Origin of the sequence: Rouxiella sp. WC2420 (genome assembly GCF_041200025.1) — a bacterium.
In the GTDB taxonomy this organism is placed as follows: domain Bacteria; phylum Pseudomonadota; class Gammaproteobacteria; order Enterobacterales; family Enterobacteriaceae; genus Rouxiella.
In genome coordinates, this window is the sequence record NZ_CP165628.1 from 3,421,634 (window position 1) to 3,447,689 (window position 26,056).

Genomic DNA, 26,056 nt, shown 5'->3' on the forward strand with positions numbered 1-26,056 from the left:
AATCGTCATGAAAAAGACTAAAATTGTTTGTACTATCGGACCAAAAACTGAATCCGAAGAGATGCTGACTAAACTGCTTGATGCAGGTATGAACGTCATGCGTTTAAACTTTTCTCACGGTGATTATGAAGAGCACGGTCAGCGCATCAAGAATATCCGCAACGTCATGGAAAAAACCGGCAAGAAAGCAGGCATCCTGCTGGATACCAAAGGCCCGGAAATCCGCACCATCAAGCTTGAAGGCGGCAAAGACGCCTCTCTGGTTGCCGGTCAGACTTTCGTTTTCACCACTGACCAGAGCGTAATCGGTAATAACGAACGCGTTGCCGTTACCTACAGTGGTTTTGCAGCCGACCTGAAAGTTGGCAATACCGTACTGGTAGACGATGGTCTGATCGGTATGGAAGTCACCCACGTCACTGATAATGAAGTAACCTGTAAAGTCCTGAACAACGGCGACCTGGGCGAAAACAAAGGCGTTAACCTGCCGGGCGTTTCTATCGCTCTGCCTGCACTGGCCGAGAAAGACAAACGCGACCTGATTTTCGGTTGTGAACAGGGCGTCGATTTCGTTGCTGCTTCTTTCATTCGCAAACGTTCTGACGTTATCGAAATTCGTGAGCATCTGAAAACGCACGGTGGCGAGCACATTCAGATTATCTCTAAAATCGAAAACCAGGAAGGTCTGAACAACTTCGATGAAATTCTCGAAGCTTCAGACGGCATCATGGTTGCTCGTGGCGACCTGGGCGTTGAAATCCCGGTTGAAGAAGTTATTTTCGCGCAGAAAATGATGATCGAGAAATGTAACCGTGCGCGCAAAGTGGTTATTACCGCGACGCAAATGCTCGATTCTATGATCAAAAACCCGCGCCCTACCCGTGCAGAAGCTGGTGACGTGGCTAACGCCATCATCGACGGCACTGACGCCGTGATGCTGTCAGGTGAAAGCGCCAAAGGTAAGTATCCGCTGGAAGCCGTTACTATCATGGCAACCATTTGCGAACGTACCGATCGCGTAATGCCGAGCCGTATCGATGGTCAGAACGACAGCCGTAAACTGCGCATCACCGAAGCTGTTTGCCGCGGTGCAGTAGAAATGGCCGAAAAGCTGGACGCTCCACTGATCGTCGTAGCGACCAATGGCGGTAAATCAGCCATTGCCGTGCGTAAGTACTTCCCTAACGCGCTGATCCTCGCACTGACCACCAATGAAGTGACTGCTCGTCAGTTGATCCTGACCAAGGGTGTAATCACCCAACTGGTTAAAGAAATCGCGTCAACTGACGATTTCTACCGCATTGGTAAAGAAGCTGCACTCGAAAGTGGCCTGGCGCAAAAAGGCGACAAAGTGGTTATGGTTTCTGGTGCTTTGGTTCCAAGCGGCACTACAAACACCTCTTCTGTGCATACGCTGTAACAGATATATCGTTAAGTAATTAAAAAACGCCACCTGATGTGGCGTTTTTTTTTATCTTTTTTCAGAAATTTTAAGAAAACCTTGTCAAATACGATGTTCTGAAAATGGGACAAGTCTCATGGAATCAGCCTGTTTTAGATAACGTTTTTCAACTTTTATGTAAAAAAAGATGCTTCTTTGAGCGAATGAACAAAATAAAGCATTTGGGGGTAAAAATTTATTCTCATTAGAAAAAGGTTTGTGTAATACTTGTATCGCTACATGGAGATTAACTTAATCTAGAGGGTTTTATAATGAATCGCACTAAACTGGTACTGGGCGCAGTAATCCTGGGTTCTACTTTGCTGGCTGGTTGTTCAAGCAATGCAAAAATCGACCAACTGTCTTCTGACGTTTCAACTTTGAACTCTAAAGTTGATCAGTTGAGCAACGACGTTGCAGCAGTTAAAGCTGACACCCAAGCAGCTAAAGACGACGCAGCACGCGCTAACCAACGTCTTGACAACCAAGCTCACGCTTACAAGAAGTAATATTACTTCTCATAGTGAAATGGCGCACATTGTGCGCCATTTTTTTACTTGTACATTCCCCGATTTATTCTGCCTTCCCGTTTTCATTAAAACGCCTTAACGTCTCTATATCGCTTCTTAAACCACTTAAATCCCCCAGTCACTGTCGCTTGCACTTTCAAATAAAAACGCCACCAAATCGTTTTGGTGGCGTTTAGAGGACATTAATGTCTTATAAATCGCTTATCAGCGTCTTACTGGTTTATAAAAACACGCTAAAAGCCTTAAAGAGATGAGATCGACTCTGCTTCAGGCGGCTTGTTCACATCCGCTGAACCCTGGTTCACAATCACCGGCATTCCAGAACGGCGCGTAATCGCGTCAGTCAGCACATCTTTATTGGTTGCGTGATCGGCTTTAAATTTTTTTAATGCCGCGTTCAACGCAATCGGCATGGTCTGCGGATCGTCTTTCTCGGTGTGAGATAACGGCTGATGTACCTCGACATAGCGTTTGCCGTCGGGCTCAACATCAAACTTAATCGGCTGATTGATCACCTGAACACGGGTGCCTTTCGGTACGCTTTCAAACAGCGCTTCGATATCATCCGGACGCAGGCGAATGCAGCCAGAGCTAACGCGCATGCCAATCCCGAAATTGGCATTGGTGCCATGGATCAAGTAATGCCCCTGACCCGCAGCGAGACGCATCGCGAAAAGACCCATTGGATTTTCCGGCCCGGCAGGGACAACGCCAGGTAAGGTAATGCCCTGCTCTTTAAGGTAGATTTTGCGTATATTCGGCGTCGGTGTCCACGTTGGATTTGGAATTTTCTGGCTGACGGAGGTTACCATTTCCGGCGTATTACGCCCCAACTGGCCAATACCAATAGGGTAAACCACCACCTTATTTTCACCCTTCGGGTAATAGTAAAGGCGTAGTTCAGCAAGATTGATCACAATACCTTCGCGTTTTGTCGCGGGCAAAAGCATCTGACTGGGGATAGTTAATACGGTACCAGGCTTTGGTAACAGCGGATCGACACCCGGATTTGCCTCAAGCATCGCAATCAGTCCAATTTGATATTTGGCGGCGACGGCTTCGAGCGGCTTGCCATCATTAGGCACAACATATGTGGTATTTTCGCCAATCAGGCGGCTATTGTCAGGCGGGAGAGGGTATTCGGCGGCGTGAGCGGCGCTGATTCCGGCAGTAAGCGTAGTAGCGAAAAGTATTCCCATCAGGGACAAAGTTAGTTTCATGCTAGTTCCTGTTCTTCTCGATTATTAACCCAAAGTTATCGTCTCAAGGGTCGTTTATTTTGCGAGAATAGGAAAGCATCAAGAACTAGCCCGACTCATTAGCAGAACATTCCTAATGAACCGAGCTATCACAGAGGTCAGACAGGCTTAGCCCATGACCGTTGCTTTGGCACGGATAGCGCGGATCATCGCTTCCAGTCCCTGCGAACGGGATGGAGTCAGATGCTGGCTAAGCTCAAGCTCGCCAAAGAATGGACGAACGTCGAGCGCAACAATTTCTTCAGCCGTCAAGCCGTGATACAGGCTAAACACTATTGCCAGCAAGCCTTTGACGATTGCAGCATCGCTGTCACCGGCAAACTCCACCTGGCCATTTTCAGCGGCGTGCATCACAATCCATACCTGGCTTTGACAGCCAGAGATCAGATTCTGCGCCTGTCGATTTTCATCGCTTAACGGCGCTAACAGCGCGCCAAGCTCGATCACGTATAGATATTTCTCTTCCCAGTTCGGGCACCGGGAAAAATTTTTCACTAACTTTTGCTTGTCTGGCAAATTTGCCATAAAAAACCATCCTGCTTTTTGCGTATCGTTAACCCAGCAGCAGACTAATACGTTTTAGCCCTGCAACCAAGCGGTCAACTTCTTCGCGAGTGTTATACATAGCAAGAGAAGCACGGCACATTGCCGGTACGCCAAAGAATGACATCAGTGGCATAGCGCAGTGGTGTCCGGTGCGGATAGCAATGCCATACTGGTCGAGAAAGCTGCCTACATCATAAGCGTGATGCTTGCCGAGATTAAACGCAATTACGCCAGAACGAATGGCCGGACCATAGATATGGATATCCGGGATATCGGCCATCGCCTCAAGCGCGTAACTCATTAGCGCCGACTCGTACTCATGAATGGCATCCAGACCCAGCTCATTGACATAGTCAAACGCCGCGCCCAGACCAATCATGCCACCCGTGTTCGGTGAACCCGCTTCAAAACGCCAAGGCGCTTTCACATAGGTGGTGCCTTCGGTCAGGCTAACATGTTTGATCATCGAACCGCCGCCTTCCCACGGTGGCATTTCATCAAGCAGTGCAGCTTTGCCGTAGAGAATGCCGATTCCGGTTGGTCCATAAAGCTTATGGCCCGAGAAGACATAAAAGTCGCAATCCAGCGCCTGCACATCAACCTTGTGATGCATTACCGCCTGCGCGCCATCTACCAGCACATATAAACCTGCGGCTTTCGCCTGAGGAATAATTGTTTCAATAGGGTTGCGCGTGCCTAAAACATTGGAAACGTGCGCCAACGCCAATAGCTTGGTTTGTGGAGTCAACAGTGACGCGAACTGAGCCATATCCAGCTCGCCTTCCGGCGTCAGGTGCCAGATATCGATATGCAGCCCGCGCTCCTGGGCAATCATCTGCCATGGCACGATGTTGGCGTGATGCTCCATCTCGGTAATAATGATGCGATCGCCCGCAAAAAGCTTGGTGCGGCCAAAAGTGTTGGCAACCAGATTGATCGCTTCCGTCGTGCCTTTCACAAACACGATTTCTTCGGCAGATGCCGCATTAATAAATGCGGCTGCCTGCTTGCGAACGTTTTCCATCTGCTCGGTGGCTTCAACGCTGAGAGTATGAATTCCACGGTGCACGGCGGCATAGTCGTGCTGATAGAATTCGCTCTCGCGCTCAATGACTTGACGTGGTTTTTGCGCGCTAGCGGCGCTGTCCAGGTAAGCCAGAGGCTGGCCGTTAACTTCACGGCTCAGCAGAGGGAAATCTTTACGCACTCGTTCCAGTGGAAAACTCATTACTCACCTCGATTCAATCGGCCTGCAATGCGTGCAATGACGATTTTGCGCAATGTTTCATTTGCAATCGCTTCTGTAAGTTCTGCAGCAAAAGCAAAAATGATCATGTTACGTGCGTCAAAAGCGTTAATCCCACGGGCGCGCAGATAGAACAGTTGCTCTTCATCCATACGACCGATAGTCGCACCGTGACCGCATTTGACATCGTCAGCCCAGATAACCAGCTGCGGCTTGGTGTCAACTTCTGCCTTGTCACTGAGCAGCAAATTGTTGTTAGTCATCTTGCCATCGGTCTTGATTGCGTCTTTCGCGACGTAAATCATACCGTTGAACACCGCTTTGGCTTTGTCGTTAACGATAACCTTGTGCAACTGATGACTGTTGCAATAGCCTTTGTTGTGCTCGAGATAAGTACGGGTGTCAGCCAGTTCTGAATCCATTGGCAGCAGCAGGCTGTTCATGTTCAGGTTACTGCCTTCACCATTGTGACGAGCACTGGTGTGATGACGAGTTAGCCCGGCGCCCAACAGGAAGCTGTTGCTGGTCACATTGGCATCACGACCGATAGTCAGGTCATTGTGGGCAAAGTGATAACTTGCCTGACTTTCGAATGACAGCTTATAGTGGCTTAGTGTGGCGTTATCGCCAATGTTCGCCGTCAAACGTGCACCGGTAAAATGCCCCAGCTCGTTCAGGCTAACGTAATGCTCAATAACTTCAGCGTTGGCACCGCTCTCAATTTCGAGATGATAGCGGTGATGTACGGTATTGATTTCACGAGACTTGTCGCGACCGCTGCTGATGTGCAGCAAATATAGCGCCTTCTCGGCCTGCTTGCCCTTCGGCAGGCGGATCTTAAGACCGTGCTGGGCCAGACTTTCGGTCAGATGCAGGAAGACTTCTGATTCGATAGCTTCTGGAAGCGTTTGCTGAATAGCCGGTGTCAGCTTTTCAACCTCGAAATCGCCAGTTGCAGAGTCACTCAGCTGCGGGCTGAAACGTCCGTCAATAAACACCAGTCGATAGGCATCAATCGGCAATGCCAGCTCTTTCAGAGCCTCGGCGGACAGGTCCTGCTCTTCCGGTAAGAAGAACTGATTGCCTAATAACGGAGCAACCGGTGTGTATTTCCAGTCTTCCATTTTTGCATGCGGAAAACCGAGGCGCAAAACTTGCTGCCAGTGGTTGTGGGCATGGGAAGACTGCTCGCCACCCAGGCTTTCAAACAGACGGTAAAACTGCTGCATAGCATGCGAGCTACCGGCTGCGGGTGCATTACTCTTCGTCGGTAAGCCAGCCATAGCCCTGCTCCTCTAACTGTTTAACCAAACTGAAATCGCCAGATTTTACGATGCGGCCCTGAGACAGCACATGGACGAAATCAGGTTTGATATAGTCGAGAATACGCTGGTAGTGGGTCACAATGATAAATGCACGTTTGCCATCGCGCAGAGCGTTAACGCCGTTGGCAACGGTTTTCAAAGCATCGATGTCCAGACCGGAGTCTGTTTCATCGAGAATACACAGGCTTGGCTCCAGAGCCGCCATCTGCAGAATATCGTTACGCTTTTTCTCACCACCGGAGAAGCCAACGTTCACAGAACGAGTAAGCAAGTCGGCAGGCATTTTCAGCAACTCGATTTTTTCGTCCATGAAATCGGCGAAATCAAAACGGTCCATCGGAGGCTGTTCACGATATTTACGCACTGCGTTTACCGCAGTTTGCAGGAAAAAGTTGTTGGTGACGCCAGGGATTTCAACCGGGTATTGAAACGCCATAAATACGCCTTCGCCAGCGCGGTCTTCAGGATCCAGCTCCAGAAGATCTTTACCGTTGAACTCGACAGTACCGTCAGTCACTTCATAATCTTCGCGGCCAGCAAGTGTAGCGGAAAGTGTACTTTTACCCGAACCGTTTGGTCCCATAATCGCGTGCACTTCCCCAGGCTTGATCTCGAGATCGAGCCCTTTAAGAATTTCCTTTTCTTCAACACGGACCTTCAAATTCTTAATGCTTAACATGTGTATCCTTGATTGTGCGTCTGTGCGCTCGTGTTTCTACTAATTCTGTTGTTCTTCAAGTACAGGATTTATATAACCTTAACTACGAAAAGGTTTTTAACCCACACTGTGTTCCAGACTGATGGCCAGCAGCTTCTGCGCTTCAACTGCGAATTCCAGTGGCAACTCTGAGAAGACATCTTTACAGAAACCGTTGACGATCATTGAGATAGCATCGTCTTCGCTGATCCCGCGTTGCAGGCAGTAGAAAAGCTGATCTTCACCGATTTTCGAGGTCGTCGCTTCGTGTTCCAGCTGGGCAGTGTTATTGCGCACTTCGATGTACGGGAAAGTGTGCGCACCGCATTCTGCACCAATCAGCATGGAGTCACATTGGGTGAAGTTACGGGCATTCTCGGCAGATGGCAGAATTTTCACCAGGCCGCGATAACTGTTTTGACTGCGCCCAGCCGAGATACCTTTGGCAATGATGGTCGACTTGGTATTTTTACCAATGTGAATCATTTTGGTGCCGGTATCCGCCTGCTGTTTACCGCTGGTCAACGCTACAGAGAAGAATTCACCCACAGAGTTATCACCTTTAAGGATAACGCTCGGATACTTCCAGGTAATCGCTGAGCCGGTTTCAGACTGGGTCCAGGACATTTTGGAGCCGGACCCTTCGCAAATAGCGCGTTTGGTCACGAAGTTCAGAATACCGCCGCTGCTCTCTTCACTGCCTGAGAACCAGTTTTGCACGGTAGAATATTTCACTTCTGCATCTTTGAGGATAATGACTTCAACCACCGCGGCGTGCAGCTGATAAGTGTCACGCACTGGAGCGGAACAGCCTTCGATGTAGCTAACGTAGCTGCCTTCATCGGCAATCAGAATGGTACGTTCGAACTGACCGGTTTTTGCCGCGTTGATACGGAAATAAGTGGACAGCTCCATCGGACAGCGAACGCCTTTCGGGATGTATACAAAGGTGCCGTCAGAGGCAACCGCCGCGTTCAACGCTGCAAAGAAGTTATCTTCTGGCGGAACTACGGTACCAAGGTACTGTTGAACCAGCTCTGGATAGTCGTGAATCGCTTCACCAAACGAACAGAAAATAACACCCGATTCCGCCAGCTTGTCACGATAGGTTGTAGAAACCGAAACGGAGTCAAAAATGGCATCAACCGCCACTTCTTTGCCTTCACGTACCGGGATACCTAGCTGGTCGAAAGCTTTTTCAACTTCGCTGGTCAGGTAGTTTTTATCGAGCGCAGGCATTGCCAGTGCATCGGCAGTAGACTGCTGAGTAGCACCTGGTTGAGATCCGCAGGCATCATCACAGCTGCCACAGGAAGGCGCAGAATAGTAGCTGTAATCCTGGTAATCCAGAGGCGTGTACTTGCCTTTAAGCCAGTGTGGTTCATCCATTTTGAGCCAAGCACGGAAAGCCTTCAGACGGAACTCAAGCATCCACTCTGGCTCATCACGCTTAGCGGAAATGGCACGGACGACATCTTCGTTGATGCCGGATGCGAGTTCATCGGTTTCAAGCGCGGTGAAAAAACCTTCTTTGTAGTTATTTTTTTCGCCAGCCCAAGACTGCACGTTGTCTGGAACTTCTACGTTGCTTCTTGACATAATAGTTACATCGCTTTGATTACATGAAAATTACAGGCCAAAACTTTCGCCACACCCGCAGGCATGCTGAGCTTTTGGATTGTTGAACTTGAAGATCTGGTTCAGTCCTTCACGAACAAAATCAACTTCAGTTCCATCGATGAAAGGCATGGCTTTCAGCGGAATGAAAATCTGTGCGCCATCGCGCTCAAAGACCAAGTCATCGCTGGCTGGTTTCTTTGTTAAATCAAGCACATAGGCAAAACCGGCGCAGCCGGACTGCTTAACTGAAAGCTGCAACCCTTTCACTTCCGGGTCCTGAGTCACTAATGTCTTGACCTGCCTGGCAGCGGAATCAGTCAGCGTCACACCTTGCCATACGTTGTCATCAAGTGAGAACGTGCCGACATTTTCAGTTTGCATATGTCTACCTCGTAAATAACTGGTTATTAATAGACAACCCTATGGTCTCTATTTTAGTGATTACATCTATCACTTCAACCTCTTGTTTTAAGAGGGTATAGCGATATTGGACGACAAACTGCTGTCTACACGTCCATAACTGAGATGCCGCCATTTTAGGCCTTTTAAAAGGCACCTCATCAACTAATTGAATAAGTTGTCAATTTTTTGTTAAAAAGCGCTAACTTTCGTCTTCTTGCAGGCATTTTTACCAATATGTTTTACTACGACAAAACATTCATCGGAAATACCTATTTATGTATTTCCCCTGCCCTATCGCCAAATAAGGCTCTTTTTGCCTCATAGCCCTACAAATAACAGGGATAAAAAATCTCTCAGAAAACATTGATTCGTGGCAATTTTGCCAATATTATTAATTTAATTATGATAATAGTTATCATTCAAATCGGAATGTGCTCATGGCTCACTCGGTAAATGCATGGCTTCAGTCTAAAATCGACGAATATAAATTCAGTGTGCGCGATGCTACCGTTGACTTTTATTTAGCTGACGCGGCATTAAACAGGCCTGAAGCCGATATTAGTCAGCTAAAAAGCTACAACAGCCTGTGCCTGGACATGGCAAATCTCTGCCTGCAAAATGGCGACGATCACAGCTATCTTCACGCGCTGAGTAAACTACATAACCGATTGATTTTGGAAATTAATAACCCAGAACGCAATGATTTGTTTCACGTACAAAGCTATCAATTCGCCCGTCACACCTTAAAGCTGATTTGCCAGTATTATGCCATGTTAGGCATCTGGGAAAAAGCCACAGCCTTTCAAACTGACTTTGTTAAGCGCGTTCCCTTTCAACTATGAGAGACATATAAGCCTCCCCATAGGAATAAGCTTATTGTTTATCAGGTTATTATTTATATGAATCTAATTGAAATAACCTCAGCGGTTATTTGTGGATATTACAAATAAACAATTAACCTTATAAACAATAAGGGTGAAGGCTGTTACTTCCTTCACCCCTGGTTATTATTTTAGCACTAAAACACTTCTAAAGTTCGATAACCGCTGTGGTCAACCGGGAAATACAGCAAAGCTGCTCATTTTCATCGAATATTTTGATTTCCCATACCTGATTACGTCGTCCAACGTGTAAGGGGCGGCAAACTCCGGTCACATAACCACTGTGTGCGGCTTTAAGATGATTGGCATTTACCTCGATACCGACGATTTGCTGGTCACCGTGAGTGCATAAATATCCCGCCATTGAGCCAAGAGATTCAGCCAACACCACCGATGCGCCACCGTGCAATAGCTTGAAAGGCTGTGTGGTACGTGAGTCGACTGGCATAGTCGCCTCCAGCCGGTCATCGGCCAGCAAGGTAAACTTGATGCCAATATGTCCGACCATGCATCCCTGGCTGGATTTATTGAGTTCATCGAGTGTGGTTTTGCGTTTCCAGAGTGCCACGGTAATCTCCCCTGTTCTGGTAAAATTATATCAGTTCAACCAACGCCTGCAGCGGGTGACGCAATCCATTACCTTCGATTCGTTTGACCTGACTGCGGCAGGAATAACCGGTTGCCAGACAGCGTTGGCGTGGAAGGCGTTGCAAAGACTGATGCCAGGAAAGCTCATAAATGCCCAATGAGTTCTGAATATTTTTCGCTTCATGACCATAAGTTCCTGCCATCCCACAGCAACCGACGCTGATGCTCTCCAGTTTTGCGCCAAAGCGAGCAAAGATGTCGCCCCACTGTTTGCCGCTGGTCGGCAGCGCGGTGCTTTCCGTACAGTGTCCAAACAGATACCAGGATTCGCCGCTCTGCTGCATCTCCGGTTTGTCGGCCAGCAAAGTTATCAACCATTCATGAACTAGCTGCACCTGGAAAGAACCGCGCGACTCGCCAAGAATTTCTTTATATTCATCGCGATAGCAAAGAACCAGCGCAGGATCAACGCCGACCATTGGCATGCCGAGCTGTGAAACCCGATTCAGAAACAGAGAGGTCTTTTTCGCGGTCTTAGCAAAACGTTGCAGGAAGCCTTTGACATGCTGAGCTTTACCGTTTGGCGAAAACGGCAGCAACACCGGTTTGAGGTTGAGCTTCTCGACCAAGCGCACGAAATCAGCCACTACTTTTGCATCGTAATAGCTGGTAAACGGATCTTGTACGATTAACACGTACTGACTGCGATCCGCCGGAGCAATGCTCTCAAGCTGTTCCAGCGTCATAGTTGCGGCACTGTGCCCTGAAAGTTGCTCACGCAAAGACGGAGAAGACAGCAACGGCAAATCCACCATGCCAACGCTTTTGCGGCTCAGCTCGCGCACCCAAGGCTGTTTAAAGAAGAAATTAAACACTTTTGGCGCGCGCGACATCAGCGGGGCATAGCTTTCGACACTGGCAACAACATAATCGCTGGCAGGGCGCAGATAGCGGGTGTGATAAAGCTGCAAGAAACGCGAACGGAAGCCGGGAACATCAATTTTTATCGGACACTGTGTGGAACAGGCCTTACAGGCCAGACAGCCCGACATCGCGTCTTTCACTTCATGTGAGAAATCGTACTCGCCTTTGCTGGCATACCAGCTGTTCCGCGTTTTCTCAATCAGGGTTCTGAAGCTCATCGCCTGTTGCGGCAACGCCTGCTCCAGCGCCAAAGGTTCGACGCCCTGCTCTGAAAGTAATCTCAGCCATTCGCGTACCATTCCGGCACGGCCTTTTGGTGAATGAATGCGACTGCCAGTAATTTTAAAAGACGGGCACATCGGGCTTTTGACATCAAAGTTAAAGCATAGCCCGTTACCGTTACACTCCATTGCGCCACGAAACGCGGTGCGAACTTCAACCGGAATTCGACGATCGAGGGTGCCGCGCTTGGCAGCATCCACCTTCATCATCGGCTCGTCGCTGTCGAGTGCGGAACAAATCTTACCGGGATTAAGGCGGTTTGCCGGATCAAAAGCGGTTTTAATGCGACGCAGCTCGTGGAACAAGGTCTCACCAAAGAAAGCCGGGCTGTATTCGGCGCGGAAACCTTTACCATGCTCGCCCCAAAGCAATCCGCCGTATTTCGCTGTCAAAGCAACAACTTCATCGGAAATTTTCTTTAGCAGCATCTCCTGTTGCGGGTCACACATGTCCAGCGCGGGGCGCACATGTAAAACGCCAGCATCAACGTGGCCGAACATGCCATAGCTGAGATTATGGCTATCAAGCAGTGCGCGAAACTCAACAATATAGTCGGCGAGATGCTCTGGTGGCACGCAGGTATCTTCGGCAAACGGCAACGGTTTTGCCGCGCCTTTGGTATTACCCAACAGGCCAACGGATTTCTTGCGCATATTATAGATACGTTCAATGCCGCCGAGGTCAGCACAAATCTGATAGCCAATTACCCCGCCCTGCTCTTCGTGTATCAAGCCATCAAGGCGCTCGCACAAAGATTCGACCTGCTTTTCGATCAAAGCCTGATCATCACCGGCAAACTCGACAATATTCAGCCCTTGCATGTCTTTGCCTGGCACGTCGTTAATGTATTCACTGACGGTGTGCCAAACGATGTCTTCACGCGCCAGGTTTAGCACCTTGGAATCGACAGTTTCTACCGACAGCGCTTTCGCTTCGACCATCAAAGGCGCATTGCGTAATGCCGAGTTAAACGAATCGTACTTTATATTGACCAAACGTCTGACTTTAGGGATTGGTGTAATATTCAGACGCGCTTCGGTTATAAAGGCTAATGTCCCTTCGGAACCGGTCAGGATGCGGGTTAAATCGAAAGTATTGAGATCGTCGCTAAGCACGTGGCGCAGGTCATAACCGGTGAGGAAACGGTTGAGTTTAGGGAACTTATCAATCACTAATTGGCGATTATCGCGACAGCTTTGCAGCACGGTGCGATAAATTTGTCCGATAATGGAGTTCTCTTCCCCCAGCTGTTCTGCAAGCCCTGTCGGGATCGCCTTGGTGTCCAGCAGCTCGCCGCCCAACACCACTGCGCGGATACCCAACACGTGATCGGAGGTTTTGCCATAAACCAGAGAGCCTTGCCCAGAGGCGTCAGTGTTAATCATACCGCCAAGGGTTGCGCGGTTACTGGTCGATAATTCTGGCGAGAAGAAATACCCCAGCGGCCGCAGGAAGTCGTTAAGCTGGTCTTTAATAACGCCGGCTTCGACTTTGACCCAGCCAGCATCAGTATCGATATCGAGAATGCGGTTCATATGTCGCGACATATCAACGACTATCCCGCGATTAAGCGACTGGCCATTCGTTCCTGTGCCACCACCGCGCGGAGTAAAGACCAGAGATTTGAATCTTTCCTGACCGGCCAATCTTGCCAGTAATGCAACATCAGAGGTGGCTCGCGGGAATAATACGGCATCAGGTAAAAGCTGGTAAACGCTGTTGTCAGTCGCCATAGTTAGACGATCGGCGTAGCTTGTTGCCATGTCGCCCGTGAAACCGTCTTTCTTTAACGCTTCCAAAAAGTCGAGCACCAGCTGAATGACTCCGGGTGCCTGAGAAATTTGTGGGATCATTGATTACGACTCTGTCTTTGTTGTTGTTTGCAGGCCTGTAGGCGGCCGCTGGATCCGTAAAACGCATCCACCCTGTCTAAAGCAACCTAAAAACTAACATACTTCGTTTTCCTGCGCTCCGTCTGCTTGTCATAAAACATAAACTTTGGCACGTAGTGCAATTAAAATTCCATTGCTCCTATAGGAAATTTTCGGCTAATACCTCATGCTTAGAAGGAACTTTTGATGCCTGAATCAGGCCATGTTGCTTTGCTTTCTTATACGAGAATGAATGATTGATGAATCTCCCGAACAAAAATTATGATTTGCCGCAAATCATGTTTGGCGTGCTTTTTATAGCCTTGATGACTATTGCCAGTATATGGGTGGTAAAGCCTTTTATACTTGGTTTTGCCTGGGCCGGGATGATAGTCATTGCCACTTGGCCGGTAATGATTCGCCTGCAGAATTTATTATGGGGAAAACGCATTCTGGCAGTCATTGTGATGACGCTCCTATTGATCCTGCTGTTTGTCTTGCCGATTGCCTTACTGATTTCCAGCGCAGTTGAAAACAGTGCCCCCTTGGCCAGACTGGCAAGCAATCCTTCTCAACTTCACTTGCCCGACTTTGCCTGGCTGCGTGAAATACCGTTTGTCGGCAAAAGTACCTATAACGGATGGCACACACTGATTAACAGCGGCGGCAGTGCGCTGGCAGCAAAAGTACAACCTTATGTCGGCCAGACTGCCAGTTGGTTCGTTTCACAGGCTGCAAATATTGGCCGCTTCTTCTTACACTGTTCTTTAATGTTGCTGTTCAGCGCCCTGCTTTATAGCCGTGGTGAACACGTCGGCATGGGCATTCGTCATTTTGCCATTCGCCTAGCAGGTGGGCGAGGCGATGCGGCCGTAATTTTAGCCGGTCAGGCTATTCGCGCCGTGGCTCTGGGGGTAGTTGTCACCGCCATTGTACAATCGGTGCTTGGGGGAATTGGCTTGGCCGTGGTGGGTGTTCAATATGCCACTTTATTAACCGTGGTGATGTTTGTCTGCTGCGTGGCGCAGATTGGTCCTCTATTGGTGCTGATACCGGCCATCATTTGGCTCTATTGGACCGGTGATAACACTTGGGCTACCGTTTTGCTGGTTTGGAGCTGCGTAGTTGCCTCGCTTGATAGCGTATTACGTCCAATGCTCATCCACATGGGAGCGGACCTGCCAATATTATTGATACTTTCTGGCGTTATCGGCGGGTTAGTGGCGTTTGGCATGATTGGGTTATTTATTGGACCTGTCGTGTTAGCCGTGTCATATCGTCTGATTTCTCTGTGGGTTAATGAAGCACCTGAACCTGAAGAGGATTTAGAGGAAGTAAATAAGCTGCTTGGGGAGTAATTTTTTCTCTTTTAGCCTGCCCGCTGGTAATTAAATCGCCAAAGCGGGCAGTAATAATAAAAATCCGAAAACTCATAGCTTGAAATATTTTTATCAAATTAAATTTTATAGCTATAAATTAATCCGTTATATATAACAACATACAGCCATAATAATTAAAAAACCTTCCTGACAGAGTGACTTGAACCATCCTATTAAGATAATTCTTAGAGACTAAGTTGGTATGGGATCTTAGTATTGATGACAGTTGTAATTTCAACCTCATGATTTATATGTAGGCTTTTTTTATAAAGCATACATCCCAAAGAATTGCTGTGTGTAGTCTTTGCCTGTCTTTTAAGACGGGCCTTTTTTTTCTAACCTCTGCCTTTCCCCTCTCTATACAATTAGTTGTTTGCACATTAACAGTGCGAAATAACAATATTATTTCAAAATTTAAAATAAATATCGCTACACTTTAATTAACTCCCTCTTTTAAGTAGTAATTTCTGAATTTTGAAGAAATATTATTGATAAATTTATTTAAACATTCCCATTTAAAAGAGAATAAAAAAGCCGCAATCGTATTTATGATTGCGGCCAATATTTCTACTTTACAATTTTAAAATTGCATAATTAAGAGATTAAGATTTCTCGCCCAGTGCTAACCAGGTTTGAACTACAGTATCTGGATTAAGCGACAGGCTATCAATGCCTTCCTCCATCAACCATTGGGCAAAGTCCTGATGATCAGATGGACCCTGACCACAGATACCCACATACTTACCTTGGCGTTTTGCTGCTTTTATCGCCATGGAAAGCAGCATTTTAACGGCCTCATTGCGCTCATCAAACAGTTCAGAAACCACGCCAGAATCGCGATCAAGTCCGAGAGCGAGCTGAGTCATATCATTAGAACCAATGGAGAATCCGTCGAAATGCTCAAGGAACTGGTCAGCCAACAATGCGTTTGAAGGAATTTCACACATCATAATGACTTTAAGACCATTTTCTCCACGTTTTAAACCCTGGTTCGCTAATTCGGTCACCACAGCCTCAGCCTGTGCAACGGTGCGCACAAATGGAATCATAATTTCTACGTTGGTCAGATCCATATCATTACGCACACGCTTCACCGCTTCGCATTCGAGCGCAAAACAGTCCCGGAAGCTTTCGGAAACATAGCGGCCAGCCCCACGGAAGCCCAACATCGGGTTTTCCTCATGCGGCTCGTATTTTTCTCCACCGACCAAATTGGCGTATTCATTGGACTTGAAGTCTGACAAACGAACAATCACGCGTTTCGGCCAGAATGCAGCTCCGAGTGTCGCGATCCCTTCAGTCAAACGAGCAACATAGTATTCTACCGGGCTGTCATAGCCCTGAATAAGTTTATTAATTTCTTGCTGTAGCGCCGGTTCCTGCTTGTCGAACTCCAGCAAAGCTTTCGGGTGCACACCAATCATGCGATTGATAATAAATTCCAAACGTGCCAGTCCCACGCCTTCATTAGGCAGACAGGCGAAATCGAAAGCCCGGTCCGGGTTACCGATGTTCATCATTATTTTTAACCGCAACTCAGGAAGCTCATTGACTTCAGAGCTCTGGATGCTGAAATCGAGCTGGTCTTGATAAACGTAGCCAGTATCCCCCTCTGAACAAGAGACCGTGACTTTCTGATTTTCAGCCAGACGCTCGGTGGCATCACCGCAGCCCACTACCGCAGGAATGCCCAGCTCACGGGCAATAATTGCCGCATGGCAAGTACGCCCACCGCGATTGGTAACAATGGCCGACGCTTTTTTCATGATGGGCTCCCAATCAGGATCCGTCATGTCGGTTACTAAAACATCGCCTGCTTTAACATGATGCATTTCGCTGACGTTGTGGATAATTTTAACCGGCCCGGCACCGATGCGATGCCCAATTGCACGACCTTCCACCAGCACTTTGCTTTTGCCATTAAGTTGGTAGCGTTCCATAACCTGACCGTTGGAACGAACAGTTTCAGGACGCGCCTGGACAATGTATAGCTTGCCATTATGGCCGTCTTTCGCCCATTCGATATCCATTGGCCGCTGATAGTGTTGTTCAATCAACAGCGCCTGGCGGGCCAAATCCTGGATTTCCTGATCTGTAAGTGAGAATTTCTGGCTCAACTCTTCAGGCACGTCTTCTATTTGCACCTGTTCGCCATGCTCCTGGCTGTCGGCATAGACCATGCGGATTTTTTTCGATCCCATGGTGCGTCGCACGATTGATGGCTTATTTTTCGCCAGCGTCGGTTTATGCACATAGAACTCGTCAGGATTCACCGCGCCCTGCACCACCATTTCCCCTAGACCATAAGCCGAGGTTATAAATACAACCTGGTCAAATCCAGATTCAGTATCAATGGTGAACATTACTCCCGCTGCGGCCAGGTCAGAGCGAACCATGCGTTGTACACCAGCCGATAGCGCCACGCCGCGATGGTCATAGCCCTGATGAACACGATAAGAAATAGCTCGATCGTTAAACAGGGAGGCGTAAACGTGTTTAACCGCAGTCAATACCGCCTCAAACCCGTGCACATTCAGGAAGGTTTCTTGCTGTCCGGCAAAGGAAGCATCTGGCATATCTTCTGCTGTTGCGGAAGAGCGAACGGCAAAAGAGGCATCGGGCTCACCTTCAGAAAGCTGCTGATAGGCGGCACGAAGATCTTTTTCCATTTCAGGCAGGAAAGGTGTTTCGACAATCCATTGTCTAATCTGTGAACCGGCCTTGGCCAGCTGAGTAATGTCATCGACGTCGGTTTGATCCAGCAAGTCATAGATGCGCTTGTTAACGCCACTTTGATCAAGGAAATCGTTGAATGCCTGGGAGGAAGTAGCAAAACCATTGGGCACAGAAACACCCAAGTCAGTTAAGTTGGTAATCATTTCACCCAGAGAGGCATTTTTACCTCCAACTTTATCAACGTCGTGCATCCCCAACTGGTTATACCAGATAACATTGCGCAAATCAGAATCGAGATTGGCCATGAAACAATCCTTTCTTTTTAGGGCGTAAATTAGAGAGTAAGTGTCATAAGACAAATGCATTAAATTTAGGGCAAAATATACCCAAGCAATTCAGACTAGCATAATGATCCATATCCATAAGAGGGGTGAATCGATCCAGCCAATCAATATTTTTGGCTTTAGGAATAATCACCCACCCATTTTCAATACAGATCACAAAAATATGAAAATTTGTTGAAAATCAGCCTGTCAGTGACGTTAAAGCCTCGAACATATTAACCCTACACTGTTTGCTGAAAGCCTGCTGAAGCAAGCTCCAACGCTTCGAGGATTCTCGTAAAATTTGAAATATCATTTCACTTCTTGCACGGGATTTGTGGCAGGTCTCGAAAATACAATAATAATGTCTGACATTGCTTTTTTATTAAGCGTAAACACGTTAATAATAAAATCCTGATAAAGAGTATTCGCAAGATTTCACATTCGGCAAATTTAGCCCACTCCATTTTTTAAATAGAGCTAAGGGCCAGGATGGTGAATAAAAGTATAGTGAAAGACCAAGCATTCGGGGGATTCATGGACAGATGCGTATTTTATATTTCAGACGGCACCGCCATTACCGCAGAGGTGCTAGGCCACGCCGTGCTGTCTCAGTTTCCGGTCAATGCCACCACCTTTTCACTGCCTTTCGTGGAAAATGAAGGTCGTGCAAAAGCAGTGTGCCAGCAAATTAATGATATTTTTGAAAAGACCGGTGTCCGGCCATTGGTCTTTTATTCGATTATCTCCATTGAGGTGCGCGACATCATCGCCAGCAGTCAGGGATTTTGTCAGGACATTGTTCAGGCACTGGTCGCCCCGCTGCAAAACGAATTAGGGGTCGAACCCTCGCCGATTGCCAATCGCACTCACGGCCTGACCGCCAGCAACATCAGTAAATACGACGCGCGAATTGCGGCTATCGACTATACTCTGGCCCACGATGATGGTATTTCATTGCGAAACCTTGAACAGGCACAGGTGATACTACTCGGCGTGTCTCGCTGCGGTAAAACACCGACGAGCCTATATCTGGCGTTACAGTTTGGCATTCGCGCGGCTAACTACCCTTTTACTGCCGACGACATGGACAACATTCAGCTACCTGCAGCACTTAAGCCTCACATGCAAAAGCTTTTTGGCCTGACTATTGACCCTGAACGACTGGCGGCAATTCGTCAGGAACGGGTTGAAAATAGCCGCTATGCATCATTAAGGCAGTGCCGGGTAGAGGTGTCAGAGGTTGAAGCACTGTTTCGTAAAAACCAAATTCGCTATCTGAACAGTACTAACTACTCTGTCGAAGAAATTTCAGCAAAAATCCTCGACAGTTTCGGCATGAGTCGCCGCATGTTCTAGGGTTATTTAGGCGATGAATATATTAACCATTATCAATTTATGCGGGAATTTATTGAGATAAGCCAGATTAACTCGCAACGACGGTTGAATTGATCAGATTTTGCGTTATTGTGACATTCATCACTTCCCGGTACTCCTGCCGTTGCGAAGAACAAAATTTTAGAGATTCACATGTCACAAACAGATGAACTGCGCACCACCCGTGTTAGCAGTCTGATAACACCAAAGGCGCTGGCTGAAAAATTGCCGGTTTCCGCAGCCGTTGCAGCTAATGTCACCGAATCACGTCAACGCATTGAGAAAATTATCAGCGGCGAAGATAAACGCCTGCTGGTTGTCGTCGGGCCATGTTCGATTCACGATATTGAAGCCGCTATCGATTATGCAGGTAAGCTCAACGTTTTGCGCGAGAAGTATAAAGACAGTCTAGAGATTGTCATGCGCACCTATTTTGAGAAGCCACGCACCGTCGTTGGCTGGAAAGGCCTAATCTCCGATCCGGATCTCAACGGCAGCTATCGAGTTAATCACGGGATTGAGCTTGCTCGTAAAGTACTGCTGGCTATCAACGAAATCGGATTGCCAACCGCAACCGAGTTCCTCGATATGGTCATCGGCCAGTATTTTGCCGACTTGATTAGCTGGGGAGCGATTGGTGCACGGACAACAGAAAGCCAAATCCACCGTGAGATGGCTTCTGCACTCTCCTGCCCAGTCGGATTTAAAAACGGTACCGACGGCAACACCCAAATCGCTATCGATGCCATTCGAGCCTCGCGGGTCAGCCACATGTTCCTGTCACCAGACAAAGACGGTCAGATGACGGTTTACCGCACCTCGGGTAACCCTTATGGCCACGTAATTATGCGCGGCGGAAAAACGCCTAACTATCATGCTGCCGATATCGCTCAGGCTTGCGAAAACCTTGCCGAGTTTGACTTGCCGCAGCGCCTGGTGGTGGATTTCAGTCACGGCAACTGTCAGAAGCAGCATCGTCGCCAGTTACTGGTCGCGGAAGATATTTGCCAGCAAATTCGCCACGGTGGCACAGGTATCGCCGGGATTATGGCGGAAAGCTTTATTGAAGAAGGTACGCAGAAGATTGTCAGCGGAGAACCTCTGGTTTACGGTAAATCTATCACTGACCCTTGCCTGAGCTGGAAAGATACTGAAACTCTTCTGGCGATGCTGGACGAGGCAACGCGCAGTCGTTTCTGATGCATAAATGCAGCCTCTATGGTCATCGTAGAGTGTTCGGATATAAGGGGCCTCGTGGCCCCTTTTTGTATTTTTATATTCTGATAATTTAGTCACTGTGAGTCACGGGCGTTTATTGCCGCGACTTGTCAGTGCGTAATGTTATTAAAAATCGCTTGCCGTAACTCGACATTCATTTGATAATGATTATCAAAGTGATATTAATTACCATTAACATCAAAGGCTTTGTGCCTATTATTTCTTCGCGAGAGCCCTCATGACCCAAGTCAGCTATGAAACTTATCTGCAAGCTAAACAACAAAACCCAGGAAAATATGCCCGGGATTTAGCCGGTATTCTGGGTGTCAGTGAAGCCGAATTGACCGAAGCGCGCCTGTCCCATGATGCGATTCGCCTCGATGTTGACGCGCGCACCCTGCTCGCTCAGCTTGAACACCTGGGTGGTACTAAATCGATTACCCGCAATGAATACGCGGTTCACGAGCAGCAGGGGGAGTACAAAAATCAGCATCTCAATGGCCATGCCGGACTGGTTCTCAATCCGCGAGCTCTCGATCTGCGCCTGTTCCTTAGTCAGTGGCAAACAGTTTATGCCCTGACAGAACAGTCACCGAAAGGCCCTCGCCACAGCCTGCAATTCTTTGACGCGCAGGGTTATGCGGTGCATAAAATCTACGCAACTGAAGAAACTATTCTCGAAAAATGGGTGGCGCTGGTCGAACAATATTCGGCAAAAACGCCAATCGCGCTGCAAATAACACCGGCTGACGCTGTCACTCAGACAGTTGCCGATACCGAGGGATTAGACGCTGAATGGCGAAAAATGACCGACGTTCATCAGTTCTTTCAAATTTTGCGCCGTCGCAACCTGACGCGTCAGCAAGCGTTTCGCGCGGTGGATGATGATCTGGCCTATCGGGTTGATAATGGTGCGCTGGCCAAAATTTTAAATACCGCCAGCGAAGACAAAAATGAAATCATGATTTTTGTCAGCAACAAAGGCTGTGTACAAATTTTTACCGGTCAAATTGAAAAGGTGCTGCCGCACGACGAATGGATCAATGTATTTAATTCACGCTTCACGCTGCATGTGGTCGAACCGGCCATTGCTGAAAGTTGGGTAACTCGCAAACCGACTAAAGACGGCTTTGTCACTAGCCTCGAGCTTTTTGCCGCTGACGGCAGCCAAATTGCACAATTATTTGGCCAACGAACTGAAGGTCAGCCTGAGCAAAGCACCTGGCGTGAACAGATCTCTGCTTTGATTGCACAAGGCGTGGCTGCATGAAAACCGCTCTAAAGCCCCTGATTGCGGCTCTTTGTCTGGCCACATTTTTCTCGGCACAGGCGGCCGAGCGAGTGGTCAGCATCGGCGGTGACGTGACCGAAATTGTCTACGCTCTCGGCGCAGGAGATGAGTTAGTGGCGCGCGATAGCACCAGCACTCATCCTGTCCAGGCGATGAAATTACCCGATGTTGGCTATATGCGCATGCTGAATGCCGAGGGAATCTTATCTACCAAACCGACGCTGGTCCTGAGTTCTGATTTAGCGCAGCCCTCTCTGGCGCTGCAACAGGTCGCGCAGACGAATGTCAAAGTCGTGCGCGTGCCGGGTAATCCTACTCTTGATACCGTGGTGCAAAAGATTGAAGTCATCGCTACAGCATTAAATCGTCAGGCACAGGGCGAAAAGTTAATTGCCGATTATCTTAGCCAGCTTGGCGCAGTAAAAGGTCCGCTGCTGCATGTCAAAGTGCTGTTTATCATGAGTCACGGCGGTATGAGCTCGATGGCCGCGGGGCAAAACACCGCCGCCGACGCAATTATGACCTCTGCCGGAACGCAAAATGCGATGCAGGGATTTAGCCGCTATCGGCCACTGTCGCAGGAAGGCATCGTGGCAGCGGCTCCGGATCTTTTGCTATTAACAACCGATGGAGTTAAAACGCTTGGCGGCATTGATAATGTCTGGAAACTTCCGGGTCTTGCCATGACTCCTGCCGGGCGTAGCAAACGTGTGTTGGTGGTCGATGATATGGCGCTTCTGGGATTCGGTCTGGAAACGCCTATGGCTTTGGCAAAACTTCGTCAGGCAGCGGAACAAGTAAAATGAGTAGCCTAAGCACGCCCGCTTATCAGCGTATTCCGGTTCAAGTCTGGACTTTGCTTGCTCTGACGGCGCTGCTTGTAATATTGAGTCTGATGGCCGCCAATAGCGGCGCTGTCTCCTTGTCTATCACAACGTTGCTACACCAGCCCTTTGATCGGCAATTATGGCAAATTTGGCTCACCATTCGCTTGCCGCGAGTTTTACTGGCTGTCATCGTAGGCTGTGGGCTGGCCTGCTCTGGCACGGTAATGCAGGGAGTTTTTCGCAATCCACTGGCCGATCCCGGCCTGCTGGGAATTAGCAGCGGCGCAGCATTGTTCGTCGCGCTGATGATTGTCTTTCCGTTTTCTCTTCCCAATTTTCTAATGCTGTATAGCCAGATGCTTGGCGCGTTCTGTGGCAGTCTGGCAATCTCTTTCATTGTTTTCCTGCTTAGTCGCATGGGGCATAACGGACTTTCGAGGCTATTGCTGGCCGGTATTGCCATTAACGCCATCTGCGGAGCCGCCGTCGGTGTGCTGACCTATCTCAGCAACGACAGCCAGCTGCGCCAGTTTTCCCTCTGGAGCATGGGCACATTGGGTCAGGCACAATGGCCGACTGTAACGGTAGCCGCATCGGTTATCGTTCCCGCCAGCATTGCGACTCAGTTTTTAGCCCGTAAACTTAACCTGTTGCAGCTTGGCGATGAAGATGCCCATTATCTTGGCGTCAACGTTCGCCAGACTCAGCGCATACTTTTATTGCTGAGTGCCCTGCTGGTTGGTGCTTGTGTGGCAGTTTGCGGGATTATTGGTTTCATTGGGCTGGTTATCCCCCACCTGTTGCGGATGCAGATTGGTGCCGACCACCGCTGGCTGTTGCCCGGTTCAGCTCTCGGCGGTGCGTGCCTTTTGCTGCTGGCCGATACGTTAGCGAGAACGCTGGTTGCGCCAGCGGAAATGCCTGTGGGATTGTTGACTGCTTTACTCGGTGGACCTTACTTCCTGTGGTTGATTTTATGCGCTGGAGGGCAACGCCGTGACTGACAGCGCATCAGATTTCACCGAAGTACAAACAAAAAATTTGCTTCAGGCCAATAATCTCAGTTACTCGGTGGGCAATAAAAAGCTGATTAATGATATTTCGCTACAACTTAAAAGCGGTGAATTGGTGGCGCTAATCGGCCCTAACGGAGCAGGCAAATCAACGTTGCTCAGGCTACTTACCGGGTATTTAACCACGGAGTCAGGCGGCTGCCATCTGCAGGGGCGACCATTGCAGAGCTGGGAACCGCTTGAGCTGGCCCGCACCAGGGCGGTGATGAGGCAAAACAGTGAACTGGCCTTTGGTTACAGCGTCAAAGAAGTTATCAGCCTGGGTCGTTCCGCGCACAACAATGCCCAGCTACAACACGCGTTGCAGCAGGTACTTGAACAGACTGACTGCCTGACGTTGGCCGACCGCGATTATCGCCAACTCTCCGGCGGTGAACAACAACGGGTGCAGCTTGCACGCGTGTTGATTCAACTGTGGAGCACTCAACCTGTACCACGCTGGCTGTTTCTCGATGAACCCACTTCGGCTTTAGACCTTTACCACCAGCAACACAGTCTACGCCTGCTACATCAGTTGACACGCCAGTCGCCGCTGGCAGTTTGCTGTGTGTTGCACGACCTTAATCTTGCCGCGCTTTATGCCGACCGGATCTTACTGTTGCACCAAGGTGAGCTGGTTGCGGCGGGAACGCCCAAAGAAGTACTGCGGGCGGATATTTTACAGCGCTGGTATCGTGCCGACCTTGGCGTAAATACCCATCCTGAAAGCCCCGTCCCACAGGTTTTTTTACGCCATTAAGACGCAGAAGTTCAGGAAAAAATCAGATAATAATCAGGTTTCAATCAGCCCTTTTGCCCTGAATTAGAACAACTGGGCTGATTCTAACTAGCTTAGCTGGAACAGGAAACCTCGAGATGTTTACCCCAATCCGGCGGCAGCGCTGCAAACTCATCAAAACGGCTGTCGTCGCTGTATGGATCTTGCAACGCCTGATGCAACGCCTGCAAACGGTTGATATCGTCAGCCTCGGCCCCTTCAATTGCCTGCTGAGCCAAATAATTTCGCAGGATAATACGCGGATTACTCTTTTTCATCGCCTGTTGGCGAGTCGCATCATCCTGCTGTTCCAACAGCAACCGCTGGCGATAACTTTGATACCAAAGGTCAAACGCCTCGCGGTCGATAAATTCATCGCGCATTGCACTGCGTTCTTCATCACGCCTAATTTCGCTTAACAGGCGGAAGGTGCGGGTGTAATCACGACCTTCGTTGGCCATCAGGCTCAAAAGCCCGGTCAGCACGCTATTGTCTTGCTTGTTCTCGGTAAAGAAGCCCAGCTTGGCACGCATCATTTTACCGTATTCGATCATTAGCGCCGGTTCATAGGCAGCCAGAGCCTGTTGTAATTCTTCTGTAGACAGCAGCCCGGAAAGCGATTGTGCCAACCGATGCAAATTCCAATAGGCCACTGAAGGCTGATTATCAAAGCTGTAGCGCCCCTGACTGTCGGTATGATTACAGATAAAATCCGGCTTATAGTCATCGAGAAAACCGTAAGGGCCGTAATCGATGGTCAGGCCAAGAATCGACATATTGTCGGTATTCATGACCCCGTGAGCAAAGCCCACGCTTTGCCATTGAGCCATTAGCCTTGCAGTGCGTTCCACGACATCGGTAAACCATTGCAGATAGCGGTCAGCGCCATCGCGCAGCTGCGGCCAAAAATGTTCAATACAATAGTCAGCCAGCATCGCCACCTGTTCGGGCTGCTTGCGATAGTAAAAATGCTCAAAATGACCAAAACGGATATGGCTCGGCGCGACGCGAACAAGCATGGCACCGCGCTCAGCCTGCTCGCGATAAACCGGCTCATTGCTGGTCACAATGCTCAGCGCACGAGTGGTTGGCACACCGAGATAATGCAGGGCTTCAGAGGCCAGAAATTCACGAACTACAGAACGTAATACGGCTCGGCCATCGCCCATGCGCGAATACGGTGTCAGTCCGGCGCCCTTGAGATGCCAGTCAAGAGAACTGCCGTCAGCCAGTTTTTGCTCACCCAATAATAAACCGCGACCGTCACCGAGTTGCCCGGCCCATTGACCAAACTGATGGCCGCTGTAGACCTGCGCTAGCGGCCTCATACCCGGGAAAAGTTTTTCCCCGCTCCAGTAAGCCGAGTTTTCGACGGTAAACAGAGAAGATTCAAGTCCCAATTCTTCGGCCAGCGGCGCGCTGTGATACAGCAAACGTGCGCCCTGCAACGGCGTTGGTTGAAGTTCGGTATAAAAACCGGGTAACTGGTCGAAATACTGGTGTTCGAATTGCGGCATAGCGCC

At 48.8% G+C, this 26,056-nt stretch carries 21 protein-coding genes and 1 other RNA gene; 11 read left to right on the top strand and 11 right to left on the bottom strand.

Annotated elements, in window-relative coordinates; all coding sequences use genetic code 11:
- The first annotated feature begins 7 nt into the window (after positions 1–7).
- Positions 8–1,420, top strand: coding sequence for a pyruvate kinase PykF (gene pykF / locus AB3G37_RS15790; protein WP_009635920.1), 1,413 nt, complete (start codon positions 8–10; stop codon positions 1,418–1,420).
- Between the two features lie 293 nt (positions 1,421–1,713).
- On the top strand, positions 1,714–1,950 hold the full coding sequence (locus tag AB3G37_RS15795) for a major outer membrane lipoprotein (protein ID WP_009635919.1): 237 nt from the start codon (positions 1,714–1,716) through the stop codon (positions 1,948–1,950).
- Between the two features lie 263 nt (positions 1,951–2,213).
- On the opposite strand, the gene AB3G37_RS15800 is transcribed toward AB3G37_RS15795, so the two are convergent.
- The 7 genes from AB3G37_RS15800 to sufA form a co-directional block, all read right to left on the bottom strand.
- Positions 2,214–3,191, bottom strand: a complete 978-nt coding sequence (locus AB3G37_RS15800) for a L,D-transpeptidase family protein (protein ID WP_369788420.1) — start codon at positions 3,189–3,191, stop codon at positions 2,214–2,216.
- Between the two features lie 147 nt (positions 3,192–3,338).
- The gene (gene sufE, locus AB3G37_RS15805) at positions 3,339–3,755 is read right to left on the bottom strand and encodes a cysteine desulfuration protein SufE (RefSeq protein ID WP_009635917.1); all 417 of its coding nucleotides are present in this window, start codon (positions 3,753–3,755) and stop codon (positions 3,339–3,341) included.
- A gap of 28 nt (positions 3,756–3,783) precedes the next feature.
- A complete protein-coding gene (gene sufS, locus AB3G37_RS15810) occupies positions 3,784–5,004 on the bottom strand; it encodes a cysteine desulfurase SufS (protein ID WP_369788421.1) in 1,221 nt (406 codons plus the stop codon).
- A complete protein-coding gene (gene sufD, locus AB3G37_RS15815; RefSeq protein ID WP_369788422.1) occupies positions 5,004–6,305 on the bottom strand; it encodes a Fe-S cluster assembly protein SufD in 1,302 nt (433 codons plus the stop codon). The genes sufS and sufD overlap by 1 nt, the downstream gene beginning before the upstream one ends.
- Positions 6,280–7,026 (bottom strand): Fe-S cluster assembly ATPase SufC, encoded by a 747-nt coding sequence (gene sufC / locus AB3G37_RS15820; RefSeq protein ID WP_009635914.1) that lies wholly within the window; start codon positions 7,024–7,026, stop codon positions 6,280–6,282. The genes sufD and sufC overlap by 26 nt, the downstream gene beginning before the upstream one ends.
- A gap of 96 nt (positions 7,027–7,122) precedes the next feature.
- Positions 7,123–8,643: a Fe-S cluster assembly protein SufB gene (gene sufB, locus AB3G37_RS15825; protein WP_369788423.1), complete on the bottom strand. Its 1,521-nt coding sequence runs from the start codon at positions 8,641–8,643 to the stop codon at positions 7,123–7,125.
- Between the two features lie 30 nt (positions 8,644–8,673).
- On the bottom strand, positions 8,674–9,045 hold the full coding sequence (gene sufA, locus AB3G37_RS15830) for a Fe-S cluster assembly scaffold SufA (protein WP_009635912.1): 372 nt from the start codon (positions 9,043–9,045) through the stop codon (positions 8,674–8,676).
- 458 nt (positions 9,046–9,503) lie between these two features.
- Here sufA and AB3G37_RS15835 point away from each other — a divergent pair, with 458 nt between their 5' ends.
- Positions 9,504–9,908, top strand: a complete 405-nt coding sequence (locus AB3G37_RS15835) for a hypothetical protein (RefSeq protein WP_369788424.1) — start codon at positions 9,504–9,506, stop codon at positions 9,906–9,908.
- A gap of 187 nt (positions 9,909–10,095) precedes the next feature.
- Here the strand turns inward: AB3G37_RS15835 and AB3G37_RS15840 are convergent, their stop codons facing one another.
- Both AB3G37_RS15840 and AB3G37_RS15845 read right to left on the bottom strand, forming a co-directional pair.
- Positions 10,096–10,455: a hotdog fold thioesterase gene (locus AB3G37_RS15840; RefSeq protein WP_369790976.1), complete on the bottom strand. Its 360-nt coding sequence runs from the start codon at positions 10,453–10,455 to the stop codon at positions 10,096–10,098.
- A gap of 85 nt (positions 10,456–10,540) precedes the next feature.
- Positions 10,541–13,594, bottom strand: a complete 3,054-nt coding sequence (locus AB3G37_RS15845) for an FAD-binding and (Fe-S)-binding domain-containing protein (protein ID WP_369788425.1) — start codon at positions 13,592–13,594, stop codon at positions 10,541–10,543.
- Positions 13,595–13,872: 278 nt separating this feature from the next.
- Between AB3G37_RS15845 and ydiK the strand changes: the two genes are divergently transcribed.
- Positions 13,873–14,970: an AI-2E family transporter YdiK gene (ydiK, locus tag AB3G37_RS15850; protein WP_009635908.1), complete on the top strand. Its 1,098-nt coding sequence runs from the start codon at positions 13,873–13,875 to the stop codon at positions 14,968–14,970.
- Between the two features lie 247 nt (positions 14,971–15,217).
- Positions 15,218–15,327: antisense sRNA RprA (rprA, locus tag AB3G37_RS15855), an RNA gene on the top strand.
- 266 nt (positions 15,328–15,593) lie between these two features.
- Here rprA and ppsA read toward each other — a convergent pair.
- On the bottom strand, positions 15,594–17,972 hold the full coding sequence (gene ppsA, locus AB3G37_RS15860) for a phosphoenolpyruvate synthase (protein ID WP_369788426.1): 2,379 nt from the start codon (positions 17,970–17,972) through the stop codon (positions 15,594–15,596).
- A gap of 555 nt (positions 17,973–18,527) precedes the next feature.
- On the opposite strand from ppsA, the gene AB3G37_RS15865 reads away from it, so the two are divergent.
- The 6 genes from AB3G37_RS15865 (at position 18,528) to AB3G37_RS15890 (ending at position 24,515) form a co-directional block, all read left to right on the top strand.
- Positions 18,528–19,349 carry a pyruvate, water dikinase regulatory protein gene (locus AB3G37_RS15865; RefSeq protein WP_369788427.1) on the top strand — a complete coding sequence of 274 codons (822 nt, stop codon included), beginning with the start codon at positions 18,528–18,530 and terminating at the stop codon, positions 19,347–19,349.
- Between the two features lie 171 nt (positions 19,350–19,520).
- Positions 19,521–20,567, top strand: coding sequence for a 3-deoxy-7-phosphoheptulonate synthase (locus AB3G37_RS15870; RefSeq protein WP_369788428.1), 1,047 nt, complete (start codon positions 19,521–19,523; stop codon positions 20,565–20,567).
- Positions 20,568–20,823: 256 nt separating this feature from the next.
- Positions 20,824–21,855: a hemin-degrading factor gene (locus AB3G37_RS15875; RefSeq protein WP_369788429.1), complete on the top strand. Its 1,032-nt coding sequence runs from the start codon at positions 20,824–20,826 to the stop codon at positions 21,853–21,855.
- Complete coding sequence (locus AB3G37_RS15880) at positions 21,852–22,682, top strand: hemin ABC transporter substrate-binding protein (protein WP_369788430.1); 831 nt, start codon at positions 21,852–21,854, stop codon at positions 22,680–22,682. Before AB3G37_RS15875 ends, AB3G37_RS15880 begins: the two co-directional genes overlap by 4 nt.
- A gap of 89 nt (positions 22,683–22,771) precedes the next feature.
- Positions 22,772–23,707 carry an iron ABC transporter permease gene (locus AB3G37_RS15885; protein WP_237712986.1) on the top strand — a complete coding sequence of 312 codons (936 nt, stop codon included), beginning with the start codon at positions 22,772–22,774 and terminating at the stop codon, positions 23,705–23,707.
- Positions 23,700–24,515: a heme ABC transporter ATP-binding protein gene (locus tag AB3G37_RS15890; protein ID WP_369788431.1), complete on the top strand. Its 816-nt coding sequence runs from the start codon at positions 23,700–23,702 to the stop codon at positions 24,513–24,515. Before AB3G37_RS15885 ends, AB3G37_RS15890 begins: the two co-directional genes overlap by 8 nt.
- Before the next feature lie 92 nt (positions 24,516–24,607).
- Here the strand turns inward: AB3G37_RS15890 and AB3G37_RS15895 are convergent, their stop codons facing one another.
- Positions 24,608–26,050 carry a protein adenylyltransferase SelO gene (locus AB3G37_RS15895; RefSeq protein WP_369788432.1) on the bottom strand — a complete coding sequence of 481 codons (1,443 nt, stop codon included), beginning with the start codon at positions 26,048–26,050 and terminating at the stop codon, positions 24,608–24,610.
- Between the last annotated feature and the right edge of the window lie 6 nt (positions 26,051–26,056).

What these genes read in the sequence shown, in the direction of transcription:
- sufE (WP_009635917.1), bottom strand. Translation starts at nt 3,755, where the DNA reads ATGGCAAATTTGCCAGACAAGCAAAAGTTAGTGAAAAATTTTTCCCGG.
- AB3G37_RS15835 (WP_369788424.1), top strand. Translation starts at nt 9,504, where the DNA reads ATGGCTCACTCGGTAAATGCATGGCTTCAGTCTAAAATCGACGAATAT.
- sufC (WP_009635914.1), bottom strand. Translation starts at nt 7,026, where the DNA reads ATGTTAAGCATTAAGAATTTGAAGGTCCGTGTTGAAGAAAAGGAAATT.
- AB3G37_RS15840 (WP_369790976.1), bottom strand. Translation starts at nt 10,455, where the DNA reads ATGGTCGGACATATTGGCATCAAGTTTACCTTGCTGGCCGATGACCGG.
- AB3G37_RS15845 (WP_369788425.1), bottom strand. Translation starts at nt 13,594, where the DNA reads ATGATCCCACAAATTTCTCAGGCACCCGGAGTCATTCAGCTGGTGCTC.
- AB3G37_RS15875 (WP_369788429.1), top strand. Translation starts at nt 20,824, where the DNA reads ATGACCCAAGTCAGCTATGAAACTTATCTGCAAGCTAAACAACAAAAC.
- AB3G37_RS15885 (WP_237712986.1), top strand. Translation starts at nt 22,772, where the DNA reads ATGGCCGCCAATAGCGGCGCTGTCTCCTTGTCTATCACAACGTTGCTA.
- AB3G37_RS15870 (WP_369788428.1), top strand. Translation starts at nt 19,521, where the DNA reads ATGTCACAAACAGATGAACTGCGCACCACCCGTGTTAGCAGTCTGATA.
- sufD (WP_369788422.1), bottom strand. Translation starts at nt 6,305, where the DNA reads ATGGCTGGCTTACCGACGAAGAGTAATGCACCCGCAGCCGGTAGCTCG.
- AB3G37_RS15880 (WP_369788430.1), top strand. Translation starts at nt 21,852, where the DNA reads ATGAAAACCGCTCTAAAGCCCCTGATTGCGGCTCTTTGTCTGGCCACA.
- AB3G37_RS15800 (WP_369788420.1), bottom strand. Translation starts at nt 3,191, where the DNA reads ATGAAACTAACTTTGTCCCTGATGGGAATACTTTTCGCTACTACGCTT.
- AB3G37_RS15895 (WP_369788432.1), bottom strand. Translation starts at nt 26,050, where the DNA reads ATGCCGCAATTCGAACACCAGTATTTCGACCAGTTACCCGGTTTTTAT.
- sufA (WP_009635912.1), bottom strand. Translation starts at nt 9,045, where the DNA reads ATGCAAACTGAAAATGTCGGCACGTTCTCACTTGATGACAACGTATGG.
- sufB (WP_369788423.1), bottom strand. Translation starts at nt 8,643, where the DNA reads ATGTCAAGAAGCAACGTAGAAGTTCCAGACAACGTGCAGTCTTGGGCT.
- AB3G37_RS15795 (WP_009635919.1), top strand. Translation starts at nt 1,714, where the DNA reads ATGAATCGCACTAAACTGGTACTGGGCGCAGTAATCCTGGGTTCTACT.
- pykF (WP_009635920.1), top strand. Translation starts at nt 8, where the DNA reads ATGAAAAAGACTAAAATTGTTTGTACTATCGGACCAAAAACTGAATCC.
- ppsA (WP_369788426.1), bottom strand. Translation starts at nt 17,972, where the DNA reads ATGGCCAATCTCGATTCTGATTTGCGCAATGTTATCTGGTATAACCAG.
- ydiK (WP_009635908.1), top strand. Translation starts at nt 13,873, where the DNA reads ATGAATCTCCCGAACAAAAATTATGATTTGCCGCAAATCATGTTTGGC.
- sufS (WP_369788421.1), bottom strand. Translation starts at nt 5,004, where the DNA reads ATGAGTTTTCCACTGGAACGAGTGCGTAAAGATTTCCCTCTGCTGAGC.
- AB3G37_RS15865 (WP_369788427.1), top strand. Translation starts at nt 18,528, where the DNA reads ATGGACAGATGCGTATTTTATATTTCAGACGGCACCGCCATTACCGCA.